We start from the raw sequence: 25,391 nt of genomic DNA, 5'->3' as shown, positions 1-25,391 counted from the left end.
GAAGATTATTCTATCCTACTTTTTGCTGTTCCTCAAATTCTTTTACCCTACGATAGAACGTGTTAGGCTTCATTTCTACGCGCTTCATTGCTTCGACTGCTGTTATTCCACCTTGCTTCCATTCCTCATATGCTGTAATAAACTCATCACTTATTGCCTGTTTAGGCCGACCAAATACCACACCATTATTTTTAGCTGCTGCTATGCCTTCATTCTGTCTTCCGTTAATCTTCTCCCGCTCACGTTCAGCCATATACGAAAGCAACTCAAGCACAATACTGTATATAACTTTCTCTAAGCCATTATGGTATTGTCTAGTATCAAGAATGGGCATATCAAGAATAACGATGTGTGCGCCTATCTCCTGCGTTATATCTTGCCATTCACGTTTGATTTCTTCTACGTTTCTTCCTAAACGATCCAGTTCCTTAATGAACAGAATGTCGCCTTTCCTAAGCACACTCTTCAATGCTTGATATTGTGGTCTATCAAAATTCTTGCCGCTTTTCTTATCAATAAAGTAATCTCGTTCCATGATACCTAAACCTTGCATTGCTTCCAATTGTCTAGCTTCGTTCTGATCTTTCGTCGATACTCTTATGTAACCATAGTGTCTAATCTCACTCATATGGATCATCCTTTGCTATGTCAATGATTATATTATAGAAAAAATATGTCAAAATGTATATAAAAACATATGAAATATTTCAAAATATTTTATATACTATTTGACACGTACCATAACCACTTATGACATACAATAGATCTCTATTGCAAAAGATATACTTTATGACATAGTGTTGGAAAAGACCTTAGCTAAATTGAGCATAATAAAAAGGGCAACCGAAGTCGCCCTAGATATTCCAATTATACAAATTAACTTTTCAAATGCTTTAGTACACAAATCTATTTACTGTCTTCTTCCTTGATATAAGTAGCATCATATTGAATGATTGCTTTAGTTTCATCAGTAGTCTTTGAAACATCGTAGACCACTTCATCTTGATTTAATTTATCTTCATCATGGAGAGATTGCGGTTTTTTTATAAATAATCCATCTTTAGTATAAATTTTATCAGGATGATTAAGTTCTTCTAATACACTATCAGGGACTATTGCTTTTGTAACGCCCTTCATTTCTTCAGAAGTATCGTCACTAGCAAAAACATTATTACTAATAACTACAGCAAACGTAACAGTAAGGGCAGCCACCCCCAAAAATTTTAATTTAGCCTTCACTTCTTCCCTCACCCTTCATTAATTAATTTACATATCCATTTCCATACAGATTTTAACTATTTATATGTATTCATAACCAATATATTCAAATTGTATGCATGAATTCAACAAAAGTCAAATTGCTCAACTCTTTTTTCAATACATTTGTAATCATAGTTTGAAAGTAATATTTTGATGTTATCAGTAATGAGGATAGGAAGTTGACGCTGTGTCAACCATATGAGGGTATCACCAACTTTGGAGACACTGTAGAGATAACCTGTATCGACACCCGTATCGAACCTCAATCGTAAAACTTGATCATATGTTCAAAAACTCCTTATTCCATATGGCTTTTTGAGCCATTGTGGTTAAAATTGTGCCTGAATATATTTACATCGTTCCATATCGAAAAAACAGTGAAAATGCAGATAAATAAAGGAATTTATAAAGAATTGCTTTGCAACGTGGTTTCAATCGTACGTACCGGAGAAAAATATTCAAAAAAAACTTGATGTATCAAGGGAATTTTGAGCTTTTATAAATTAAATTGTGAAAAACATAAATTTGGAATATCCTTTATTTATCTATGTTTTTGAAAACAGCAAACACGTATCGTAATCATAACAAGAATCGCGGAGTGGAAGACATGTTTTCATCAATTTTCACTCTATCAAGTTCGTTCAACTCATATATATAGAAGAAACTAAAATCTAATTCCCTCACAGTCATTTCATCCACCATCTTCTGTTCATCAGTCGTTGGGACGATATGTCCCTTCGTTATAAATTCTCCACGATCGATCGATTCAGGTAGAGAGAGCATTTCGAATATTTTACTGGTTTGTAACGATGTCGTTACATTTGAAATTGTTCGTAAGCCTGAATGAACCTATGTCCTTGCATTCTACTAAAATCTACATGATTAGCAAGCCACTCTCCCACTCACCATGCTCCAAATCATTCTCCTTAACGTGCTTCAATCGTCGTCCAATCTCAAACACGGACTGACCAGCAATTTGTTTGTAACTGTTTATTTCTTTATAGTAGTTCAAAATAAAAAAATAACCCCGGAATGTTTACCGGGGTAAAGTCTCTATTCTTTTGCAGTTTTAGGGAGAGTTATGTGTATTGAAAGTGCTGGTTTATCATAATTCACTTTCGCACCTATTGATTCACTAATGAACCTAAGATTCACATATAAAATATTCTCACCCAAGAAAGGCGTTTGCGATAAAGAATATGATTTTCCATTTACATATGCTGTCTTATTATCTTGGCTTAATTTTATGACTGTCGAGCCATCCTGACTGCTTGCAGTAACTGTTTTACTAGTATTATCCCAACTAACTTTCATATCATATTGCTCAAATATTTCACGAAAAGGAACCATCGCTACCCCTGAATAGGCTATAAGTGCATTAAAATCCAGTTTTTCATTATTAACATATATGTTAGCCCTCTGTGCTTCTCCGGCAGCGTAAATACTTGTTGAGAAAATAGAGGTGATAAAAAGAACAACCACCAAAACAAACATATTCTTTTTCACAATACTCCCTCTCTTCTTATCACAAATTTTGATCAGCTGTTATTGTAACTGTATTATTACCATCCCTTGTAATGGAAGCATGATCTGTAAGGGGAGCACTAAAAGCACTACTTGGAACCGCCACATCATTTACTTTTATACTTGAGTAAGTCCCCCTATTTCTACCTTTGTCACCTGTAGAAACAACGGTTGACAAGAGTTTCCATTGATTTACAGTATTAATATTAAGACTATTATCGGTTTCCATAATAGAAATTAAACTGGTGTTTGTTCCATCTGAACAACCAATATCCCTACATGTTGCTGTGCCGCTAATTTTCATTCTTGCTTTTCCATTGTAATTATACCATACGTACAAAACAACATCGGAATTTGATAAATAAGCATTAGCGGCTTGTACATTTGAATAGCCTGTAACAAAGCCAGAATGACTTTCCACTCCATTTCTTTTTACAACCATTGTTGGTTTCCAACCTTTTTCAAAAGAACCAGGACCAACAGTAGAATCATAGACTAACCCCATATCTGCTTCATAATCCCCCGAAGTGAAACCAGAATAGTTATATGCCGCTGTCTCTTGGACAACTTGCGAATCAAGTGGAAGTCTTAACAAAGTAGATAGGTAGCTTCCATTTTTGACTATGTTCTGTCTACCTCCAATACCATCCCCAATATTATAAGCAGAAGTGGTGATTCGGTCGTTTTGACCTTCAGTTAAATATTTAACATCCGGCTTCTCAATAGTAAGTTCTGGAGCCTTATTGGGAACCTCTTCATATTTGTATACATAATCTTCACCTATAATAGTGTAGTCATAAATTGTATTATCATAAACACTTTCCGACACATTTTTATTGATACTTATCTTTTGGTTGCTAGCTCTGTCCTCTTCGATTCCCTTCTTGAAACGATTTACAATTTCATTAATTTTTGCAATAGAGATGTCATCCTGTTTATGTATTACAATTTCCCTACCATTAGTCCCCTCCAAAGTATTGTCTGCACTTTCTGCGCTTGCAATATGTCCAGCAAACGGAGAAAAAACTAAAGAAGCAGCTGCCAAAATTGGTAATACCATTTTCTTTTTCATTTTCGCTTCCTCCAAATAGAAAATTTTTGAAATTGTTGCATGAGATAATATTACCTCTTTTTTCCTATTTGTCAACATTAAAATCTATTTAAAACATTATATGTTAATTTTAAAGAGCAAATAGATATATACGCACTTTATTATTAGTCAATTAGTCTCTGTTCTTATTTGGGTTAATATAAAAAGAGCAACCGACACATGTCAGTTGCTCACCTCTCCACGAAATACCTATTGGTCATATACCACGCTTTTCCCTTTACTGTATCCACCATACCCTTTTTACTATCCAGAAACACAATCTCACCACATTATTTGCAGCCCCACTTGTTCCACTTGTACACTGACTCCTCTATATATGAAGCTCCACATTTACACTCTACCTGAATTAATGTTTTATACTGGCTGTATGCTTCCGACAACTGTTCGCTAGCCTTACTTGCGACTGTAGGTTGAATAGCTGCTACATGTTCCCTTTGCTCAGAAAATTCATTATGTACTTTAAAATCTGCTATAAGCTCAGGATTCAATCCAAAATGCTCTTTGCCTACTGTTGTTACGTACCTACTGCTTACTCGATACGATTCTATCCATTCCTGTATTTGTTTGCTGGATAGGTTAACTGACCCTTTAATGCCGCTATTCAAAGTGTAAGTCATTGTGTGATGTTGGTTTGAATTCATATACATCAGATCAACATCCCCAATGCTATAAATTGATTGGCTTTGAATAAATCTTCTTATTGAGTATGTCTTCTTGTTTCTTTAATATTTTAAATCCATCCCTAGAATAAACGTCTGGTTTATCAGACAATAAAATATAGCCCTCATTAGTAGTTTTTAATAAGTAAAGCTCAACATTTGCACCGCTTATGTTATCTATGAAATAGTAAACCCTTCCTTTCTTCTTTGCTACAAAATATAAAAACGCATAAAGAATTAAGCATAATAATAAGCTAAGAATTGAAGATCCTAATATTATAACCTTTAAATCTTTTATAGTTTTTATATCATTTGTAAAAAAACTCATGATGACAATTAATATATCAGTAGAAGCAACAGTTGAGCAATTGACAGTGGTGTTACCATATATTTTTTGTTGCTCTTGTACAATAGCTTTTCAAGAGGAGTTGAGTTAATTAACGCAATTCCTTTGAAAATTAGTATGGCGAGCGCGACTACAGATCCAGCCCCGACTAAAGGCAAATATTTAGTTATAATTTCCATACTTAATCCTCCATTATCTAGATTTAATTATTCACCTAATAAAATCATGGTTTTACTTGAAGCGTTCTCCATTTTTTAATGATTGATTCTTGGTCATTAATATGAGACGAATTAATCATTATACATGAGAAATCTTCCACATCTCCAGTAGAAATAATCTCCAATGCCAATTCTTCTAACCAAATATATTGTTGATCATATGAAATACCATTGTTTCCAAAAACCATTGATGCTCCTAAAGTTAATCTGACCTCTAATTTGGGGATTCCGTTGTCTTGCAATCTAGCACCAATGTAAGCAGCTAAAGGTGCTTCATACGCTGTGCCTATTCTTATAGTTTCCATGGACTCCTCCACACAAGTTAAATAGTGTTGAATCAATTACCCGAAGCAACAAGTTTCTCAGCCTTGCGATCCTTCTTCACAATCTTATCCTTATTCCTATAATCGTCCCATGAATCCAGACTCAAGTAAGGCTCTGCTTCGATGATATCTTTTACTTTGCTGTGCTGTTGTTCTTTGAATAGCTCAATCATTTCAATTAAATCATTGCGATCCAGCAGCTTCACTCCATTAAAACTGGCCAACTTTTCACATGAAGAAGTGTATTTGCTTGAAGTTATGACAATAGATTTCTTAGCTCTATAAAATCGCATACAGCTATACACTTCCTGAACTGCACTCAACCCCACAGGATTGCTTAATGCATACCGTTTTGCCTGAATGACATTACGGTATCCCTCACGATCTGTAAATACCAAGTCTGCACCATAATCTCTAGTGTCCTGCGTCTTATACGCATCACCATAGCCTAAACACAGGAACAGCCTAAACAGATACATTTCAAAGTCCTTGCCATCCTCCATACGGTCTATTTCGTTAATGCCAATTTTATAAGGGTCAATATCCTGCGTTACTTTATATTGCTCTTGAATTTTAGGCTTTTTAAGAAAATACAACAAAACCAAAGCAAGTAATACAGCAATGACACCAACAATCACAAATATAGACAATTCTGCTCCTCCTTAGCTGCTCTATCTCTTTTTCACACTTGCTTATAATACATTAAATAGGGACAATTTCCCACATGTTTTGGATAAGTATAGTAATTTGGTAACAAAAAAAACGCCTATTACTAGGCGCTTAGTTACATATCAAGGGGGGTTAAATTCACCCCTTCCTGACTCCTATATACACTTTCCTTCTAATTTTGCCTTCCTCTTTATACATTTAGTCCAAATTCATTTTACACAGCCTTTCTGTAAGCCTGAGCCAACATCTTGAGGTTGATCCAGTTACCATCTATTGTTTTAATGTATAGTTTACCGTTCATCAGCTTCCCAGTTTTGTACATTGGTATTGCTCCTTTCTTGGTGGACATATGTATCTTCTCCTTTAGGAGAGTTGTCGTATCACGTGACATATTAATAGCCCGAAACAATCCCCCTTGATTCATCCTCAGCACGTTCAATAGCCTGAATAAACGGTAATAATGGTTCCTCTCGTTTATATTGGATAGCCTTCTCAGCAGTACCTCCTGCCGCTTCCCATTCCCAATATGCGACGATATCAATGGATTGTAGGAAATACACGGACAATGCTTCCACGGGATTAACAGCGTACAATTGAATGAACTGTTCATCTGCAAGTTGATCATGCTGTAAATATTCATCCTTCATTTGATGGAGTAGAAGAAACGTGCTTTCTCCGTTAACATTTATGATACGATTTACATACTCATTACGACGCTCAACTGTGTTCAATATGATCTGCACCTCATTGCGGATACCTGTTGCTTCAGGAGCAATATTCAGCATGTTGATTAGATCATTGTTGGACAGATCATGATTATATGAAGCTGGTTCAATTATGCGAGTCCATGTGTCATCGTTACCATGTTCGAATACGCTGATAGCGTCTGAAACGGTAAGACCAATAGTTTTCCATTTGCGATTTAGAGCATCGGTTATGTGGTAATAGTGTAGTTCTTTTTCAGCGGCTCCTTCTTCTAATTCCCATACTTGCTTCATTCGTACAATATCAATGATGGTTTGCTTGTTAGCTTTTTTGGTCACTGGGTATCTTCCTCCTTGAGATATTGGTAAAATGGCAATAGCAATGCTAAAGAAAATACTGTATTTTCCTTTGTTTAAGTGATTACAACTAATTGAACGTTTAACGATCAATTATATAATTCATTTTATCACATTGAACGTTTAGTGTGCAATCATTCTTTAACAGATATGTGGAGGTTTTTTCGGTGGATAATAATGAGTGGATTTTATACTGCAAGCTTGGTGAAATACTTGAAAAGCATGATGTGTCTGCATTAAAGCTTTCTGAAGATATTGATCATAGAAGAACAACTATCACGGATTTAATTCATAATAAAGATATGGACAATAAACGTATACCTGCTTCGTTAATAACAAAACTCTGTGTTTATTTCGATGTAACTCCAAATGATATATTTGAAATCCGTAAGCGTGTTGAAAAATCCTAATTTGAATAATTAAACACGTAAGAAGACCTCATAGATTAGAGGCCTTCTTCTTTATTGATTAGGTCTATTACTTTCTTCGTTACGCGAAATTTTGCGTAATGTTGATTTTACTAGCTATACGAGTCCCCTGATACTCGTTTGCCTTTATTCTTTCCAATTGTTCAAGTTCTTTAGCCCATTTTAGTCGTTCGGATGTCGCAATTCAAGAAAACCAAAAAATCCAGTCACCGTCAATATGGGGGCAACTGGATGGTAAAATTGGTGTTTTACATGGGTTATATTGACTATATATGCTCTCCTTATTAAATCAGACTCAAATACCTTAAACAAGTTGGACATTGCAAAAAAAAATATCTGACTAAGCCTCATCCCCTCCTGATTGTTCATTAATCTATTTCATACGAATAGCTAATTCAACCTACTTTAAGTAAAAAGTACATACTCTTTTGTTTATATTTCATCAATCTCATCTTTATTTATAAAATAGCGGATTTATCAATAATAAACAAAAAGTCCCAAAAGGACAAAAAACGACATCGACTTTTGATTCGAATAGCATATTCAAGTACTTTAAGATGTGTGCTACCTTTGATTATAAATATTACAAAGGGGTGCAATTATGTTAAAAATTATAAGAAAAATTACTAGTCCGATACTTGTTATTTCTTTTTTAACCACCTCATTCTTAGCATCGCCTGCATCAGCAGACGGAGAAAAGGAATTGACGTCGAATGCTAAATCAAATTCGTCTTTTTCTACATTGGTAGATAACATTGTGCAGGGAAAAACTGAGCTAAAATTCAATACCCTTAAAGAAACAAATGTCACAAAAGAGGAAGCCTTAAAACAATATGCTAAAGCTTTTGATATTGTAAAAAAATATATTGCAGAAAAAAACATTAAAATCAATCAAGATCTCGATAACATTGAATATCAAAGATTTATAAAATCATTAGGAGCATCACTTGATGACTTTTCAGAGCCTGACAGACAAGAAATTGTGAAGTTGGTTAAATTTGTGGATTTATACGAAAACACTGAGAAAAACAAGATTATTAATAACCTTAAATCAAAATTATATGCAAAATCCATTAATGAGGAAGGCTTAGCGGAACTGTTGGAACTTGTACCAGTATCCTTATCTGATCCTTCAACAGTTGAGGCTCCTTCAACTGTTGAAGCCTCGGTTTATCAAGAAAAGGTGGACATAAAACCGTTAGCATATGCAAATGGATACAGTTCAGTTAATGCAAGAGCCTATGCTTACCAATGGTGGGATGACCGTAATCCAACTTACTCTAATTACTACGCCGATTATTATGGTTGTTCTGTAAGTAGAGCATGTTGGAATGACTGTACAAACTTTGTTTCACAGGCATTAAATGCTGGTGGTATGCTACAATGGAGTGGTTTATATTTAACTGGTGATGATGCTTGGTACTTTAAAGATAACTTCCTCTCTAAGCCATCCCATAGCTGGGGAGGAGCACATAACTTCTACAATCACTGGAAGTATAGAGCTAAATTAGCATCTAGTACAAACGATATGTCAATGGGAGACCCAGTAAATGCTGACTTTAATAATGATGGTGACATTGATCATACAGCTATTATAACTGAGTTTACGAATGGTCATTTCTTTTTGACTCAGCATACAACAGATCGAAAAGACGCTCCCCTATCTACTTGGTACTCAAATGGGTACAAGGTTTATGCATGGAAAATGAGTACTGCAAAAAGAAACCCAAATGACTGAGGTGTTTTATGCGCTTGATTTGTTTAGTATTATTAATAGTCCTTGCATCATGCTCAAATGTAACAGATAGTTCGACCCAGGAGGTTAGTACTGAATATGAAAATGTTCAGGAACTTAATAATTTGCCTCTTCCCATCACTGCCATCGAAGTCGATGGAAAATCTGCTAAAGATTTAAAAAATTACGAACTTCCTCAACCTTTTGAAAATTTTAACGCTGCATATCAAAAAGAACTTAAAGATGAGGGATGGGAAATAACTGAAGTCGAAAGCAACAAAGTAATATCAGTAGAGAAAAACAATATTAAGTACTTACTGATTATCACTAAAAGCTCTGACAATCAAACAACCAAGGTTACAGTTAGAAAAAATTCTTAAGACCCCACACGGTGTCTTTATTTATATTATAAATAGGAAAGTCTCAAAATCCCCGTAACTCTCACTTGTGTTGGCTTAACGCTCTCTTGACAAGCTTTCATAGCTTTTTTCAATTTACTGATCTGTACTGATACATTCTATTAAAATCTTATAAATGACTGAATTTTGTGACCGCATTTGTGACCTCTTGGAGGGGGACAAGCATGTGACTGTGCATCATACTTCTGTGAGGCCTGCTCAAATTGTTATTTGAGTTGATCCATAACAAATCTATTAAAAGGTGATTAAAAAGAAGATATTTATATATGGGCAAAATGATCGTACGCTACAGCATTCTTCGTCAGAATAGCTTTGGAAAGTTTATTATGGAGAAAAGAATTACAACTGTGAATTGCGAAATGACATTAAAATGTTACGAATATCATCAGGAGAGAATAGTAAATGAGATAAGTTCAACAACAGCGTTGTTTTAGGCAGTTTGACCTCAACTCCGATAAATGTATGCTCACCCACTTGTACGGGTTCCAAGTGTATCATCGTTATTATATGCACCTTCTCTTAGTTCACCCGGGATATTTTATGCAGCATTTCCGGGTAAGTGTGGACACTCGTGGATACACTCAAAATATCCTGGTGAATAACTACAGCTGGAGGGGCCTCTTAACTTTGGCAAAAATCAGTACAATTTAGTGTTGACAATCCAAGTAGCACTTTATTAATTCATAGCGCCTTGTGAAGTAAAGCACTAATGCCCCGATAAGGAAAAATGTATCTCCAATTAAAAAACCTCTTATCAAAGCCATGATAAAAAATTTCTGATTCATCCCCCTCCTCTCTAATAGTCTCATTAGACTATTTTGTTCTTCCCATAATTTTAAGTATGTATCATACTTCATAACATTCACGTACCTTCCGTTACTTTAACCATATCACTAAGTTAATAGCCTGATTGAAGACTCACCTGTTTAAACCCGCCTCTTAATTCTTAGGTGCATGCAAATTATCTTCTTTATCAGATAAATTAATATGAAAAAAGCTTGCCCCCATTTTATTATTAAAGGAGCAAGCTTATGGACATTTATCAATTGCTGTGAATTATATTGATTTAGGATTTTTATAGCACCAGTTTGGATCATAGGGCAGAGATCTGAACTTCTGAATATCTTCCCAACTGTAAACCCAATCATAATCAGGAATCCAAAAATAGTCAGTAGGATTTAGCTTGAGATATTCAAATATAAATCGAAAAATTAGCTCTTCAACACCATAAACATCTTCAATACATCCTACTTGATACAAGGACAAGCTTGAATCTAATCCACTAATATCCTCATCATGCTCATAATTAATTTCGTAATTATCAATTCCGTCAATATAGAATATAAACTGCTGGTTATTTTCAGCACCCAGTGGGTTATAAGATATATTTAGAGTTGTTGAAAAAAACTGTTCGTTCTTATATTTTTTATCATTGTCAAAATATAATCCAGCATCTGCATGAAAGGCAGCTACGATTGCATCTCCCAGTAATTTCTCAGGTGTATATTTTTCTCGTTCTATTAAAATAAAAGCCGAACTTCCCATCACTTAACCACCTTTCTTAATTCCTCTAAGGAATTTACAACAGTTACTCCTAGCTTCTTGATATTATCTAATTTTTCTATATTACTTTGAGATAGATTGCCCAAAGGCTTATCGATATAAAGTATAACTTTCTTCTGTTCTGGATTAAAATAAAGCTTATCAGTCGTAATTGTCATTTTCTCAAGTTGTCCTTCTTTAACTGCTTTGATTGAAGCCTTAACCTCAATTAATTCATTTTTTGTAACTACATCTAAATCACCTGCAAATTGACCATCTTTCTTTAAAATTTTTTGTCCAAAACCAGTGACTTCCCGTTCTTCTTTTAAAAAGCCAGCTACTTTTGCTTCAGTTGCCTTTCCTACATCTGAGCTATTCATAAAGTTCTCAATATCCCGGTTAATATTTTTGGGATGTTGATCAACCCATGTCAATTCATTGCCAGCAGGGTTTGTATATTTCGTCTTATTTCCTTCCTTAATTATACTCCCTATATTATTATTGTGAGTTCCCTCGATTACATGTGGAGCCTTTTCTGCCTTAGCTCCCGAAGATGGAGTAGATTTAGATGAACCTCCACCTTCTCCCTTCATCATCTGCCACAATTCCGCTGAGCTCTTCCCTATTCCGCTTGCACTTTTAACTGCGGTTGTACCTCCATGTGCCGCTAAAGCTGCTGAGCCAATCAATCCAGGTATTCCGATAATACTACCAACTCCTGTGGATGAAACAGCAACTGATAATCCTTCTCCACCTGTTCCAACGATTACCTCACCAGCTCCCTGCAATGTCGTAGCTACGTGACCGAGAATTTCACCTACTTTTGCTGCCATTGGATGATCATAGTCACGGTCTTTGTCAGGAAGCATCCCCAAGGTTAAATCTTCCTGAATAGCACCTTTCGCTCCCTGAGCAGTATCCCACAAAATTTCCCTTTGAAGCTTACTAGCTTCCATCTGAGCTTCAGCCTTGGTGATCTCAGCTTTACCGATCTGTTCAAAGATTTTATGTAACCAACCTTCACCGCTTGATGCCGTTTTAACAGGCACACCATTCCCTGGCACATCCAGTACGACTTTTTCTCCATCTACCTGTGTGAAGTTTTTTGAAATAAAAATGAGTTCTTGTGCAACCGTAGAAAGTCGTTCAAGCGTCACGCCCATGGATTGTCTAGAGACCTGAAAATCTTGGAAAAACCTCTCTCGGGTAGCACCAGACCAACCTTGTTGGACAAAATCAATTCTTCCATTCAGTAAATTCAACATACGTTCCATTTCGTGTTTACCATGCAAGAACTGGTCAGCCACTTCCATTAGCTTGTCAGGTGGAACCAATATTCTCCCCAATTGATCACGTCCATTTTAATTTAGATGGAAATAATCTTATCAGAAGGAGATGTTTAGGGATATCCACCTGTTATCCTGAAATTTCCTTTTATATTATGTGACAAATGGACTGATATGAACGGATTTACTATGTCAAAAGTATTGTATAAAGCCTCTTTTTAATATAAACAAAAATATCAGTGTTAAATTTTTTTAAAATATTGTGGGGGCACAAAATCGGCAAGCCAAACACCATTGTTAGCGATATAGAACTTCACATTATTAGCCATCGATTTTACTGTATCGATTTCAAGAATGACTAATTCACCACGTCTCTTACCTGCCAATGTTGCAAATTCAAGTGTCTCAGATAGATGAACATACTTTCTCCCCATGGGTTTAATTCCCTCGGTAATAATTTTATCAACTACTTTGCTATTTGTTCCGTGATAAAGAGAAGTTGGTGGAGTGAATTCTTTGTAATCTAATCTTCCTGTACTATGCCCGTAGTTAGCTCGTATGTATCCATTTACCATGTGGTATCGCTTCTTTGGACAATTAGTTACGACTTGATCAATTCCTGCTTCTCCTATATCCGACCATCTATTCTCTGACTTAATTGCTGAAATTAAGTCATGCACGTGACAATAACCTTCATGATCCAACTTAATTCCAAACTGTTCTGGTGTATGCCTAAGAATTTTACTCATAAATTTACTAAGGCTCTCTTCTTGTTTTGGTGATAACATCATATACTCCTTGTAATGAAATATTTGTTTTATCTATAGTAACCAATCTGATGATTCATAGCTTCTTGTGAAATAAAGCACCAATCCCCCGATAAGGAAAAATGTAGCTCCAATTAAAAAACCTCTTAGACTATATCTGCTATAAGCCTCCAATAATACTGCAACTCCCAGCCCACAAGGGAAATACCCGAAAATACCCCTTATCAAAGCCATGATAAAAAACTTACGATTCATAAATTTTTCTCCTCGCTAATCGTACTTCATTATATAAAAACGAACAAATTTATTTCATCCATATCCATATATCCTCTTTGTCCCCATTTCACAGCAATCCAAAGTCGACCAACAATACCTTTCCATTCTAAGCCTAAATTAAAAAGACAACAGGTGATACCTGCTGCCTTTACTCACCATTATTCAGCTTCCGTCAACATTTTTAAAATGCCAGTAAATGAGCCGTCAATCGACATAATATCTCCATTAACTTGTTTGCTAAATTGAGACTCCGTAAGTTTATCTTTTCCTGCTGTGTGATTCTTAATGAATTTTATAAGCTCTGCTTTCTGACTTGCAATATCCTTTAATGCTTGTTCGCTTTCTTTTTTGTAATTTTTAACTGTTTTATTTAGTTCCACCTTAGCCACGCCGAGCTGCTTCTTTAATTTATCACAATCAGCCTTGGCTTGAGCTATTACCGCTTTACTTGATTTATTTTTCACTTCGTTTTTATAGCGCGCTGATGCTTGACTTAATCTCTGAGTTAGCTCACGAACTTCTGCCCCCAGAACAGCATTAAGTTTTTTTTGTGCAATTTTAATTTCCTTCACACGATCTTTGTAATTCTCAAAGTATATTTTTTCGATTTCACTTGTTGACATTGCTTTTGTAGATGTTGCTGCCAATACTTGTGATGGAATTAAGATAGCAAACATTAATAGTAGTAGAATAGCTTTCTTCATATGTATCTCCTTCTTTGGTAGTAGTGCAATTATCATAAGGGAAATGAAGGGAATAGGCAATATGTCTTGTTATTTAAATACTACTTTCCACATTTTATAATCTTCCAATGATCGAATAAGCATTTGACAGATAAAAGTCCAAGCTAAGTCACTTCTAGAAGCTTATTTATGTAGAGCAAAACAAACGATATAAAAAAAGCTAGACGGATAATTCCATCTAACCTCTTGATCATAGTTAATTTTCTAGGTCTATTGTGATCTTAAACTTGAGATTATTTTATTCCAACATTCCTCCATGTTGTCCAGTTGGATCGTAATTACTAATGCTACTGACATAAAACTGGATACTAGGAGGGTGGAATCAACTTACTCTTACTCTTCATCTTCATTAACCACTTTAATTAGATTTCCGTAGACTGCCCTCGTGTGAGCAGATGCATGTTCTTTAAAATACGTAAACAACCTCATACATCTAATTGCTTGTATTTTATTATTAACTTCAGCAGACTTTTCCAAACAACTTAACAAAAATGTGAAGCCGTCTGAAAACTTCCCTTTACGTAAAAGATAGATTGCCAATTCCCTTGAAAAATGAGTGTATCGCTCCGTTGTGAATCGATGAGAATACAACCCTTCAACTTTTTCCTGCTCCAGAAAGGAGATAATTTCTCTTTCAAATTGCTTTAAAATATCATCTACATCAAAATGGTATCGGTTTGCTGCCTCAATCATAATATCAAGTGCGGGAAGAATCTCATCTTTTCTTGAAGAAATATAAGCTACATAATCAGAAAGAACGCTCTTATCGCCAGAAAGAAGCTTATTAACATACGTGTTTACTACTGCCCAGTCTTCGTACTTTTTTCTCCATTTCAAAGCTTCTTCATCTGTATCAGTAACCCAACTTAAATCAGCGTATTTTTTAATGTGTTGAAGTCCCTTTTCATAGTCTTTCCTCTCACCACATGCTTGTGAACGAAGTAAATGCGAGAATGCCCAATACGCAAACAAAGGAAAATTAGGTTTCTTCGAATTGTCTTTGTGTACATGATGCCGCTGTTGTTGCAGTTTGTATTGAATTTTTGCCTTGTCTCCCATTGCTTTAGCGAATAGTTCTACTTTATCCCATTTTCGTAACGAGCGGTATGTATTCGCCAAGTCTTTTAAGGCATCTAACTGATCTACCTCATCTAATCGATCAACGTAAGGCTCAAATTGAATGGCTGCATCATAGTTTTTCTCTTGATCGTCTCCAATACGAATCGTAAACAATCGATACTGGCAAACCGCCAATCGTTCTGAATACTGATACTTTTCCCCTTCTGACACGTTTTCATAAAGGAACGCCGCTGCTTCAGTATTACCCTTTTTAAAAGAATCCTCGGCTACTTCAAAAAGTGAAGGAAGATAAATAGGATTATCTAGCAACATACCTACAACTCTTCGCAAGCAATCAAGTCGTCCTAACACCACGCATCGGTACAAAAAAGGGCTGATTCTTCGCCAGTTGAGCGGTTCTTCTTCAATACATTCATCAATATAACGTTCATAAAAATAATCCGGTGGCAAATTCATACCCATAGTGATACGATCTAGCTGGTGAACAGAAATTGGTCGGTTGCCCGTCACAATGCCACTAACTGTTCCTACATTCAAATCAATAATGTGACCAAACTCGGTCATGGTTAAGCTTTTTCTTATCAGATAGGTTTGAACTTCTGCTCTAATCGTAGGTGTGATCTCCATAGATAAACCACCCTTTCAACGTAGACTCGGCATATGATACATAATTAAACCGTGTAATGAGAAACAGTTAGTAAGAATTACTTTAGCCCATCATTGTCTTTTGGAACAAAGTCATATACCCTTCAGTTGTTTACAACAGCACACATAACATTTTTGCACTTTTTACATATATTTCTCAAAAGAAGATTTCCTCATATTGCTTATATACAGCAAAACGCAATAAAAAGGCTAGACGGATCATTCCGTCTAACCACTTAATAATAGTAATTTTTTAGGTTCTACTGTGCCTTATACTGGAGACTTTTTATTCTTAGATTCCCCCGTGGTGCCCTGTTGGTTCGTATCTAGACCCAAACTCTTGATATTGGAAAGGAGCAACCACTATCGTCATTAATAGAAAGCTAGTCACCAATATGGTTAGAACAATTTTATGCTTCATCTTCCTCCACCTCTTTAATCAAATTTCTATACGCTGTCTTTGTTTCAGGTGATGCATACTCTTGATAGGACTCATAGAGTCTTACACATTTGATTATATATGATTTATTATTAATAGCTGTAGATTTTTCCAAACAACTCAACAAAAAACGAAACCCTTCTGGATATATCCCTTTATTCAAATAGTATTTTGCTAATTCATTGGAGAAATGAGTAAAACGTTCTAAAATAATTTGTTGAGTATATACGCCTACTCGATTTTGTTCATTCAAAAAAGATTGAATTTCTACTTCAAACAATGCAAGTATATGATCTACATTTATATTGTATCGATTAGCCGCCTCGATTATGTTATCTATTGCGGGAAGTATTTCATCTTCCTTCGAAGAAAAATAAGCAACATAATCAGAGAGTACGCTTACATCGCCAGACATAAGCCTATTCACATAAGTATTGGCGTCGGCCCATTCTTTAAATTGATTTTTCCATTTTAAAGTTGTATCATCTTTTTCTTCTACCCAGCTTAAGTCGGCATACTTTTGAATATGCTGAAGCGCTGTCTCATAATCTTTATTAGCATCACAAATTTCAGCACGAATTAAATGCGAAAATGCCCAATAAACAAATGGAGGATAAAAAGGCTTCTTTGTTTGCTCACTCTTTGTATGCTGCTGGTCAATTTTATATTGTATTTCAGCTTTATTGCCCAAAGCCGTAGCAAAGTTATTTGCCTTATCCCACTTTCGCAATGAACGACAAGTATTTACTAAATCTCTTAACGCATCTAACTGGTCCGCTTCATCCAAACGTTCCACGTAAGCCTCAAATTGAACAACCGCATCATAATTTTTTTCTTGATTATCTCCTTGCCTCGTTTGGAACAGTCGATATTGGCAAATTGCTAAACGTTCCGAATACTGTTTTTTCTCACTCATAGCTACATTCTCGTACAGAATAGTTGCCGCTTCATAACATTCTTCTTTAAACAGCTCTTCAGCAAGCTCAAATAAGGATTCTGAATAGCCCAACTTATCCATCAATAGATTGACCACATCATGAATGCAGTCCAGTTTGTTTAATTTCGCACAATTATGTATAAAAGGACTCATTCGACGCCAATTCGGATTAGCCTCTGTTAAATACTCAGACACATACCGTTCGTAGTAATAGCCAACGGGATGCCCCATTGCTTTTGTAATTCGGTCTAGCTGATCCACTGAAAGTGTGCGGTTCCCATTAATAATACTGCTCATGGTGCCCGGATTCATTTCTGCCTCTCTAGCTAAATCACTTAGTATTAAATCATTATCTTTCATATGTTTTGTTATCTCTGTGAGTATCGTGGTTGTTGTGTTATACAAAGTAACCACCCCTTATCAGGAACTTAGTAGGATATCAACTTATTAAAAAAGGACTATTGCAATCCAATGATTGTATAGCCTTTCCGCAATTTATTGTACCATCTTTTGGCACAATATCATATACCTTTCAGAACCTTACTTAAGATACCTTTGATGGGCTTGCAAAAAATTTAAGCTCTATAAATCCTGAGACATACGAATCATATCTCTACACTGTATGCCATTCTCATAAATTTCTTCTAGATAGTTGTGTCTGACAAAGAAATCTAGATCTACACCAACAATTCTGAACCCACATTTTTGGTAGAGAGCTAACTGTCCAATGCTAGAGTTTCCTGTACCCATTTCCATCATTTTATAACCTTGTGCTCTGGCTGTTTCAATTGCATGTGTTACTAATTGTCTGCCTATTCCTTTACCATGCATACCTTCTGATACTGCTATATTCACTAACTCAACTGTTTCAGGTCTTGTAGGTAAAAGAACATAGACCCCAACAATATGATGGTCAATCTCTGCTACATAACACTCCCCTCTTTTTAAATATTCCTCAACAAGTTGGTGCGAAGGATCAGCTAGTAACAAGAGCTCTATTGGATATTTTTCATTTGAATGAAGTAGTCTAATATTCATATATTCTCTCCTGAATGTATTATGGTCCCCGGATTTCCCCCTTGTGTAAGCTTTATTCCAAAAATCCGGGGGTGGTGGAGATGGGAAGCACTATCCGTCTGATCTCAATTCATACAAACCATTATGCAGTGAAAGACTGGCAGAGTGTGGACCTTCAAACAAGACACTGATGCTGAACACGGTCGGAAGCCTATCATCAGGAAACCAAGGCCGTTGCTTGTCTATGACTATAAATGATCCTTCTACATCCCCTAGCGGCGCGAATTTCTGTCCAGCCCCTCCCCATGAATTAAGTTGGAACGTTTCGGTAATTATTCTAGATACCTCTGGAACATCATCGACCGGAAGACCAATCTCGCTTATACGAAGTATAGAGTTGGGTCCGAAAGCTTCAGCGACTGCATTATCGAGTGTATGGTGGGCAATGAATTCAACGAGGTTATGATCTGGATCATAGAAATAAAGCGCTGTTGCATTCCAGTTTTCGAAAAAAAACTCATCTTCTTCTTGGGGTCTTGAAATCAATGAAATCCCACGGTCGATGGCCCACTGTTTTGCCTCTATGAATTTATTTGTTGGAATCGTAAAGGCAATATGGTAAAACTCATTTTCTATGTGGGAGGATTCCTGAAAGGCAAGAACCGATTCCCCTACTTGAAACGACAACTGCGAAGGGTTCTCCTCCACAACCTGCAAATCCAGGAGAGAGCCGTAAAAAGCTTTCATCGCTTCGAAACTGTGTGTGCCTAAGAGCACTTCTTTTAATTTCAATGCAATCGTCCTCCTCATAAATAATATTGAAACCCATTTTCCGTCGTATCAAGATCAGCATTTTATCTCAGACTGTATGAGGCCATTACATTGGTTATTGATTATCCTTTAAATCGCTTAGAAGTTTGGCATTCACATCTAACGCCGCAAATTGAAGTAATACATCCTGTTCATCCAGAGCTTTACTTTTCGCCATTTCGAGATAAAGCTTGGGCTGATCCCGAAATGCTCTTGCACTCCCAATCGAGTATGCCTTCTGGAGATATTCATGAGCTAATACAGGATTGCTCTGATGAAGAAGTGTTTCCGCCATCTGAATATAAGGTTCAGCATGTATAATCCGGTACCCTGTACCTTCCAAATCTAAAATCTCCTCATTTAAAAGCTCTACTGATCGCTGAGTATGCCCGTTATAATTGAGAATTTGAACGTATTGATGTAAGGTTACACCTGTAATGCCCCATTTATGCTTAGGCTCAGGGATTAGATCCCAGGCCCTCTGTGCTTTTTCCTCAGCTAAGTTGCTATCTAATGGGAGTATATGAGCTGCTTCCTCACCAAGAGCCCAAATTTCCTCTTCCAATTGAGCCTCCAGATCATGATACATTCGAATATTCATCTATTCCTCCCAATACATAATGTAGAGTACTCTTCTAATGTCTCTCCATATTTTAACGCACGTTGACTTCCGTTGCATTCGAATTGAACAATTTTATTTTTATAATCATAGATAAGAACGCTAGTAGCGCAAACATCATTCCGCTCCAGATGAGCTGGTGTATTCCCAAGTGAGAGATAAACCAGCCGCCTATAGCAGCTCCCATCGTAATACCTAGATTAGAAAATGAGACAAACAGGCTGTTACCAAACTCTGGAGCTTCTTTCGCTTCAGTGGTTAACCATGTTTGACTAATAATAAGCCCCCCGGAATGCACGGCCCCCCAAATGAGCACAACCACAATCATCGGTAGGAAAGAAGTCCCCAGAGCATAAGTGAATACGTAAATGACCATATATAGCAATGGGAACATGATGACGGTCTTAGTCAGATTTTTATGTAATAATCCCCCAAATAAAAAGTTTCCAAAAATCATGACGATTCCAAAGACCATCAACATCATACTGATCCATGACCCGTTCATAAGAGTTACTTCTCCAAGATATTCGGCAAAGTAGCTATACACCGAAAACATAGCTGCAAAGATAAAAATAACAGTCACAATGTTGAACCACAATTGAGGTTTGCGTAATATACCAAGCTGTTTGCCATAAGACATCTTTTCCTGAACTGGCAGGGAAGGAAGCCATACGAGTATTCCTACAAATGCAATCATGCTTACGACAGCACCAAATAAGAAAGCAGCTTCTAACGATATCTTTTCGGCAAGATAAGAAGTCAAAGGCACGCCAAAAGCAAATCCTACTGTAATTCCAGCGAAAACCTTGGTGACCGCTTTACTACTCTTTTCAGGGGGGACAAGATGAGATGCAGTCACGAGAGCGACCGAAAAAAAGACAGGATGAAAAATAGCAGGAAGAACACGAAAAATGAGCATGACCTCAAAATGAGTGGTATAGGCATAGACTATATTGGAAATGACAAAACTGAATACAGCGGTTAATAGAATGACTTTACGATTCATGCCGGAAACGAGTAAGGTCAAGAACGGACCTGAAATGGCAACAACTAAAGAAAAAATACTGACGAGCCAACCAGCCTGGGCAGCTGATACATTGAATTTTTGAGTTACTTGGGGGAGAACACCTATAATCCCCATTTCCGTTGTAATAATGCCGAATACGCCTAAAGCCAGAATGATAATAAGTAACGGGTTAACCTTTTTCATTTTAAGTATAAGCCTCCAATTTAATTATATATATAGATTTGTAGATATGTTATGTAAAAAAAAACCTCCTTTCTGTTTATAGTTCCTTTTGAACGTACTCTGCAAATTCCCGGATTGTTTTTTCATTCCGTCGATAGTACGTCCACTTCCCAATACGCTCAGACTCTAACAAACCGGATTTTTGCATCGTTAATAAATAACTTGAAATCACAGACTGCGCAAGTCCCGCTTTAGCCTGAATATCTCCCACACATACACCAATTTGAAAATTAAGCCCTTGCTTTAGATAAGCCTGTTCATCAAAAAACTCTTCTGGTTTTTTTAACCACAGCATAATTAGACGACGAGTTTCGTTTGACAATGCTTTATAAATCAATGACGGTTCCATATAAAATATTATATCTATTTTATTAGATTTGTAAATATAAAGCCCAATGACTACGTAGAAGAATTAATAATAAAGGCTGCTTCCCCACAGAAAATCCGCTGGGAAACAGCCTGTTTGTGTACATATTCAACTACACTGACTTACTCTTATTGGAGCGATACATCAAGTACAGGAAATACGGTGCACCGATCAGTGCGATCAGCAATCCGGAAGGAATTTCGGTCGGCGCAAGCACTGTCCGGCCAATCGTATCAGCCAGCACCAGCATCACCGCTCCCAAGATGCTCGACAGAACAATGGAGCGGCGTACATGGTGCCCAATCAACGTACGCACGATATGCGGGGCAATCAGCCCGATGAAGCCAACTGTACCCACACAGGCCACCGCTCCGCCCGCCAGCAGCACACCCACTGCCATGGCCAGTAGCCGGGTGCGGCGCACCGGAAGTCCCAGTCCCATGGCGCTGCTATCGTCAAATACCAAAAGATCGAAGCGGCGAGCTAGCCACCAGGCTATTGGCAACAACACGAGCAGAAAAGCCAGAATCGTCGCCACCTGCCCCCAGTTTCGAGCGTAGGTACTACCCGTCAGCCAAATATAGCCTGTGCTGCCCCAAAGCGAACCTTGGATAATCAGTATCTGAATGCCAGCTGCTCCGATCGCTGATACGGCAATCCCAAGTAGGATGACCACAGACGGGTTTAGGTGCTTGTTCCATGATAAAAAGAAGATCACCGCCGCCGACACCGTCGCTCCGGCAATCGCCGCGATGGGCAGCATATAAACAGGCAGCCCAGGCCAAACGATAATTACTGCAAGCGCGCCGAAACCAGCCCCTGAAGAAACACCAATGATCGAGGCATCCGCTAAGGGATTACGAACGGCTAATTGGATCAAGACACCGCTGACCGCAAGCGCGATACCAGCCCCGGCTGCCACCAGCGTGCGCGGAATTCTAAACTGCAGCAAGGCCGAATTTGCGTTCTCACCGCCGAACAGGCCGGACAATAGATCGCCGACAGGAATTCGCATCCCTCCAAACATCAGGCTGAATACAGTCAACAGCACGGCACCGCATCCAAACAACGTGACCAGCCTGCCATACGGTAATTTCCGAGAGCGCACACCTATGTTCATGGAAGACTGCCCGCTAATACCAGAAGGCAGCTTCATTTTCCACAGAATCAGCCAAATTAACCAAGGAGCACCGATCAAGGCCATCATTGCTCCGGTCGGCAGATCCATGCTTGATTGGTGGACCATTTTCGCCAGCACGTCAGCGCCCGTCAACAGCAATGCCCCCCAGAGGAAGGAACCGGGCAGCACCCAACGATGCATTTTTAGACCGCTTAAGCGAACCAAATGCGGAGCTACCAAACCCACAAAACCAATGGGTCCAATGACGCTGACTGTAATGGTCGACAGCAGTACAGCCAATACAATTCCCACCGCCCGGGTCAAGCTAACCTTTTGTCCGAGCGACGTGGATGTGGACTCATCCAGATCCAGAACATCAAACTGCCTTGACAGCAGAACGGCAATGATCGAGAGTCCTACGACCCAGGGCCAGGCGTAAGTCGTCCCGCTCCAGTCGTTTTGCACAAGCGAGCCAGAACCCCAGAGAAACAGTCCCTGCGTTTCAAATGAATAAAAGATATGCAAAGCTCCGGTAAACGAACCGAGAACCATGGATACAATCAAACCGGCAAGCGCCAACCGAATTGGACTTCCAGCTCGTCCCCCGCCCATGAAGTAAGCCAGCACCGCTGCAAGCAGGCCGCCGACAGCGGCAAATAGAAACGGCGCCTGATGCAGCAATCCGGGAAACATCACCGCGCCAAGGACGACCACAAAGTAGGCACCGGCGTTAATTCCTAGTGTATCAGAAGCCGCCAGCGGATTTTTGGTGATGGCCTGGAGCAGAGCACCGGCGATGGCCAGCGCACCACCAGCCAGGATTCCGATGACCGTACGCGGCATTCGGAGATCCCACACCATGTTATGATCGAGCGTATTCTGACGCTGGGTCAACGCCTCAATTACTGTATGCAGCGGGATTGAAGCCTCTCCATAACACAAGCTTACAAAAAAAAGCACGATGAGGACGATCAATCCGCCCCCAAAAATGCTTCCTACACGCCAAGTCTTCGATAAACCCGTTGTGCCTGTTCGGGTCATTTCGTCAGAGCTCCGACTACTTGATCAACCAGCACTTTGGATGAGATTGGGCCGCCGAACGTCCATGTTGTACCGTCCAGTGGGTAGGTCCGTTTTTCTTTGACAAAGTTCAGTCCGTTCCATACCGAGTTGTTCTTCATCGCGGCTCCAAATACATCGTCCGTCTTTTGCGTAATATAGATAAAATTGCTGTCCTGCACAGCTGGAAGAGCTTCAATGCCAACGGTGCTAAACCCATATTTCTCAGTCTTGTCCGACTTCCAGTCGTTCACCATGCCGATTTTCGCAAGCGTTCCCACTACAACCGAATTTTCTTTGAACATTCGTAGACTGGCAGCATTTTGAGCTGTAAAGGCTTGTGTCAGCGCATAGTGAAAGTCTGCTTTGCCTGCCTTCTCCAATGTAGCCTTTGCATCTACATAGTGCTGGTCAAGTTCGCTTAGGACCTTATCAGCCTGTTCCGTTTTTCCGGTAGCCACAGCGACTTGCTTGAAAATTTCGACCATACGGTCGTAATCATAGCCGTTCCCCTTGTAAGGATCGAATTCTATCGTCGGTGCAATCCCCTTAAGCTGTGCATAGATCGCTGCATTGTTATCGGCGTTAGAGATAATAAGATCTGGCTTGAGCGCCGCAATCGCTTCTAGATTCGGTTCGCCCCGTGTGCCGATATCAGTTACGGTATCAGCCAGCTTTGCCTCCGGTGTTACCCACAGCTTGTAGTTTTCATTGTCCGCATTGCCGACAGGCTGTACGCCAAGTGCAATGAGGTCCTCGGTAAACGTCCATTCGAGTACAACGACACGTTCCGCTGGCTTGTCCAGCTTGACTTCCCCGTGGTCGTCCTTAACCGTAACTGGACCAGCCGTAGTAGATGTCTGCTCAGACCCAGCAGTACCTTCCGTCTTCGAGCTATCCCCAGCTGCACCGCAGCCCGCCAATACAATAGTAAATACTACAAATAACAATAGGCTATTCAACATCTTTTTCATTTCTCTCAATCACCCCTGTATGTATATTGCATTGGAAAATGATAATCATTATCAGTAAAAGAGTATAGGGCTTAGTGACTTTTGTCAATACGGATAGATCTAAAATTGAATCGCAAACGGGTTCCGTATATGATAGCTTTATCATTGTTTAAGGGAGGCTACATTTACGTGGCAGTATTAATCAACGAGCAAATTAAAGCTGACGAAGTGGTACTCACTGGACTCGCAGGGGAGAAGCTCGGCGTTGTCTCGAAGTCAGAAGCCTTGGCTATGGCCCGATCCAAAGGGGTGGACCTGGTCTGCACCTCACTGATGAGCAGTCCACCGCCCTGTAGCTTGGTCGCAAAGGGCAAAGGAAAAGCGATTGCGCAAAAAGAAGCCGCAGCAAGCAAAACGAATGTCGGCCGAACCGCAAAAAACAGCGGCAAAGAAAAGGTCAAGGAGCTTCGCTTCACTGCTCATATTGAGGAGCATGATTACGACACGAAGCTGCGTCAGGCAGACAAACATCTGCGTTCCGGCAAACCGGTGCAGTTGGTCGTTAAAGCTTCTGGAGCAAAAGAAGCACCTGTTGCTAAAGCGGTACTAGAGCGGCTACTGGTCGATCTGAAGGAAGCCGGAGTGAAGGAAACTGGAATCCAGACGGGCGGCAAGGGCTCACAAGTGAAATTAAACCCTCGCTGAATGGCAAATCCGTAAATTGGACAA

The 25,391-nt window shown here is 38.5% G+C and carries 28 protein-coding genes and 1 pseudogene; 4 read left to right on the top strand and 25 right to left on the bottom strand.

Translation table 11 applies throughout. The features are described 5' to 3' along the window. Positions 1-10 precede the first annotated feature (10 nt). The 10 genes and pseudogenes from NLX82_RS09635 to NLX82_RS09595 all read right to left on the bottom strand — a co-directional run bounded on the left by NLX82_RS09635 (position 11) and on the right by NLX82_RS09595 (position 7,153). On the bottom strand, positions 11-628 hold the full coding sequence (locus NLX82_RS09635; RefSeq protein WP_254347911.1) for a recombinase family protein: 618 nt from the start codon (positions 626-628) through the stop codon (positions 11-13). A gap of 278 nt (positions 629-906) precedes the next feature. Beyond that, entirely contained in the window at positions 907-1,239 is a 333-nt protein-coding gene (locus NLX82_RS09630; protein ID WP_254347909.1) for a hypothetical protein, read from the bottom strand. A gap of 895 nt (positions 1,240-2,134) precedes the next feature. After that, complete coding sequence (locus tag NLX82_RS09625) at positions 2,135-2,272, bottom strand: DUF3102 domain-containing protein (RefSeq protein WP_254347907.1); 138 nt, start codon at positions 2,270-2,272, stop codon at positions 2,135-2,137. A gap of 41 nt (positions 2,273-2,313) precedes the next feature. Further along, complete coding sequence (locus NLX82_RS09620) at positions 2,314-2,766, bottom strand: copper amine oxidase N-terminal domain-containing protein (RefSeq protein ID WP_254347905.1); 453 nt, start codon at positions 2,764-2,766, stop codon at positions 2,314-2,316. A 19-nt stretch (positions 2,767-2,785) separates the two neighbouring features. Further along, positions 2,786-3,856 carry a YrpD family protein gene (locus NLX82_RS09615; RefSeq protein ID WP_254347903.1) on the bottom strand — a complete coding sequence of 357 codons (1,071 nt, stop codon included), beginning with the start codon at positions 3,854-3,856 and terminating at the stop codon, positions 2,786-2,788. Positions 3,857-4,065: 209 nt separating this feature from the next. Then, a pseudogene (locus NLX82_RS09610) lies at positions 4,066-4,536 on the bottom strand (hypothetical protein). Between the two features lie 587 nt (positions 4,537-5,123). Further along, positions 5,124-5,423 carry a hypothetical protein gene (locus tag NLX82_RS09605; RefSeq protein WP_254347901.1) on the bottom strand — a complete coding sequence of 100 codons (300 nt, stop codon included), beginning with the start codon at positions 5,421-5,423 and terminating at the stop codon, positions 5,124-5,126. A gap of 32 nt (positions 5,424-5,455) precedes the next feature. After that, positions 5,456-6,091, bottom strand: a complete 636-nt coding sequence (locus NLX82_RS09600; protein WP_254347899.1) for a restriction endonuclease — start codon at positions 6,089-6,091, stop codon at positions 5,456-5,458. Positions 6,092-6,324: 233 nt separating this feature from the next. Continuing rightward, on the bottom strand, positions 6,325-6,459 hold the full coding sequence (locus NLX82_RS27555) for a hypothetical protein (RefSeq protein ID WP_302055784.1): 135 nt from the start codon (positions 6,457-6,459) through the stop codon (positions 6,325-6,327). A 43-nt stretch (positions 6,460-6,502) separates the two neighbouring features. Then, complete coding sequence (locus NLX82_RS09595; protein ID WP_254347897.1) at positions 6,503-7,153, bottom strand: hypothetical protein; 651 nt, start codon at positions 7,151-7,153, stop codon at positions 6,503-6,505. Positions 7,154-7,338: 185 nt separating this feature from the next. Between NLX82_RS09595 and NLX82_RS09590 the strand changes: the two genes are divergently transcribed. The 3 genes from NLX82_RS09590 (at position 7,339) to NLX82_RS09580 (ending at position 9,714) form a co-directional block, all read left to right on the top strand. Beyond that, complete coding sequence (locus tag NLX82_RS09590) at positions 7,339-7,581, top strand: helix-turn-helix domain-containing protein (RefSeq protein WP_254347895.1); 243 nt, start codon at positions 7,339-7,341, stop codon at positions 7,579-7,581. 619 nt (positions 7,582-8,200) lie between these two features. Further along, positions 8,201-9,337 (top strand): amidase domain-containing protein, encoded by a 1,137-nt coding sequence (locus NLX82_RS09585; RefSeq protein ID WP_254347893.1) that lies wholly within the window; start codon positions 8,201-8,203, stop codon positions 9,335-9,337. A 14-nt stretch (positions 9,338-9,351) separates the two neighbouring features. Then, positions 9,352-9,714 carry a hypothetical protein gene (locus NLX82_RS09580; protein ID WP_483312057.1) on the top strand — a complete coding sequence of 121 codons (363 nt, stop codon included), beginning with the start codon at positions 9,352-9,354 and terminating at the stop codon, positions 9,712-9,714. 378 nt (positions 9,715-10,092) lie between these two features. On the opposite strand, the gene NLX82_RS27910 is transcribed toward NLX82_RS09580, so the two are convergent. The 15 genes from NLX82_RS27910 to NLX82_RS09505 all read right to left on the bottom strand — a co-directional run bounded on the left by NLX82_RS27910 (position 10,093) and on the right by NLX82_RS09505 (position 24,683). Then, complete coding sequence (locus tag NLX82_RS27910) at positions 10,093-10,251, bottom strand: hypothetical protein (RefSeq protein WP_254347890.1); 159 nt, start codon at positions 10,249-10,251, stop codon at positions 10,093-10,095. Positions 10,252-10,809: 558 nt separating this feature from the next. Beyond that, the gene (locus NLX82_RS09570; protein WP_254347888.1) at positions 10,810-11,298 is read right to left on the bottom strand and encodes a hypothetical protein; all 489 of its coding nucleotides are present in this window, start codon (positions 11,296-11,298) and stop codon (positions 10,810-10,812) included. Next, positions 11,298-12,641 carry a WXG100 family type VII secretion target gene (locus NLX82_RS09565; RefSeq protein ID WP_254347887.1) on the bottom strand — a complete coding sequence of 448 codons (1,344 nt, stop codon included), beginning with the start codon at positions 12,639-12,641 and terminating at the stop codon, positions 11,298-11,300. The genes NLX82_RS09570 and NLX82_RS09565 overlap by 1 nt, the downstream gene beginning before the upstream one ends. A 182-nt stretch (positions 12,642-12,823) precedes the next feature. Beyond that, positions 12,824-13,369, bottom strand: a complete 546-nt coding sequence (locus NLX82_RS09560; protein WP_069080738.1) for an RNA 2'-phosphotransferase — start codon at positions 13,367-13,369, stop codon at positions 12,824-12,826. A gap of 33 nt (positions 13,370-13,402) precedes the next feature. Then, positions 13,403-13,603, bottom strand: coding sequence for a hypothetical protein (locus NLX82_RS09555; RefSeq protein ID WP_023987867.1), 201 nt, complete (start codon positions 13,601-13,603; stop codon positions 13,403-13,405). A gap of 179 nt (positions 13,604-13,782) precedes the next feature. Beyond that, positions 13,783-14,328 carry a hypothetical protein gene (locus NLX82_RS09550; RefSeq protein ID WP_023987866.1) on the bottom strand — a complete coding sequence of 182 codons (546 nt, stop codon included), beginning with the start codon at positions 14,326-14,328 and terminating at the stop codon, positions 13,783-13,785. A gap of 372 nt (positions 14,329-14,700) precedes the next feature. Then, positions 14,701-16,074 carry a helix-turn-helix domain-containing protein gene (locus NLX82_RS09545; protein WP_075153993.1) on the bottom strand — a complete coding sequence of 458 codons (1,374 nt, stop codon included), beginning with the start codon at positions 16,072-16,074 and terminating at the stop codon, positions 14,701-14,703. A gap of 428 nt (positions 16,075-16,502) precedes the next feature. Further along, positions 16,503-17,828, bottom strand: a complete 1,326-nt coding sequence (locus NLX82_RS09540) for a helix-turn-helix domain-containing protein (protein ID WP_075153992.1) — start codon at positions 17,826-17,828, stop codon at positions 16,503-16,505. Between the two features lie 222 nt (positions 17,829-18,050). After that, positions 18,051-18,506 carry a GNAT family N-acetyltransferase gene (locus NLX82_RS09535; protein WP_075153991.1) on the bottom strand — a complete coding sequence of 152 codons (456 nt, stop codon included), beginning with the start codon at positions 18,504-18,506 and terminating at the stop codon, positions 18,051-18,053. Between the two features lie 90 nt (positions 18,507-18,596). After that, entirely contained in the window at positions 18,597-19,277 is a 681-nt protein-coding gene (locus NLX82_RS09530; RefSeq protein ID WP_075153990.1) for a VOC family protein, read from the bottom strand. A gap of 94 nt (positions 19,278-19,371) precedes the next feature. After that, on the bottom strand, positions 19,372-19,896 hold the full coding sequence (locus tag NLX82_RS09525) for a hypothetical protein (protein WP_075153989.1): 525 nt from the start codon (positions 19,894-19,896) through the stop codon (positions 19,372-19,374). A gap of 52 nt (positions 19,897-19,948) precedes the next feature. After that, a complete protein-coding gene (locus NLX82_RS09520; protein WP_075153988.1) occupies positions 19,949-21,124 on the bottom strand; it encodes an MFS transporter in 1,176 nt (391 codons plus the stop codon). Between the two features lie 76 nt (positions 21,125-21,200). Then, positions 21,201-21,512: an ArsR/SmtB family transcription factor gene (locus NLX82_RS09515; RefSeq protein WP_023987858.1), complete on the bottom strand. Its 312-nt coding sequence runs from the start codon at positions 21,510-21,512 to the stop codon at positions 21,201-21,203. Between the two features lie 130 nt (positions 21,513-21,642). After that, positions 21,643-23,691, bottom strand: a complete 2,049-nt coding sequence (locus tag NLX82_RS09510; RefSeq protein WP_254347885.1) for an iron ABC transporter permease — start codon at positions 23,689-23,691, stop codon at positions 21,643-21,645. Continuing rightward, entirely contained in the window at positions 23,688-24,683 is a 996-nt protein-coding gene (locus tag NLX82_RS09505; protein ID WP_023987856.1) for an ABC transporter substrate-binding protein, read from the bottom strand. The genes NLX82_RS09510 and NLX82_RS09505 overlap by 4 nt, the downstream gene beginning before the upstream one ends. Positions 24,684-24,851: 168 nt before the next feature. Here NLX82_RS09505 and infC point away from each other — a divergent pair, with 168 nt between their 5' ends. After that, on the top strand, positions 24,852-25,367 hold the full coding sequence (gene infC / locus NLX82_RS09500; protein WP_053325060.1) for a translation initiation factor IF-3: 516 nt from the start codon (positions 24,852-24,854) through the stop codon (positions 25,365-25,367). Positions 25,368-25,391 lie beyond the last annotated feature (24 nt).

Origin of the sequence: Paenibacillus sp. A3M_27_13, from assembly GCF_024213315.1 — a bacterium.
GTDB classification, from domain to species: domain Bacteria; phylum Bacillota; class Bacilli; order Paenibacillales; family Paenibacillaceae; genus Paenibacillus; species Paenibacillus polymyxa_B.
Note: the sequence above shows the minus strand (reverse complement) of the source record. Positions and strands in the feature narration are given on the sequence as shown.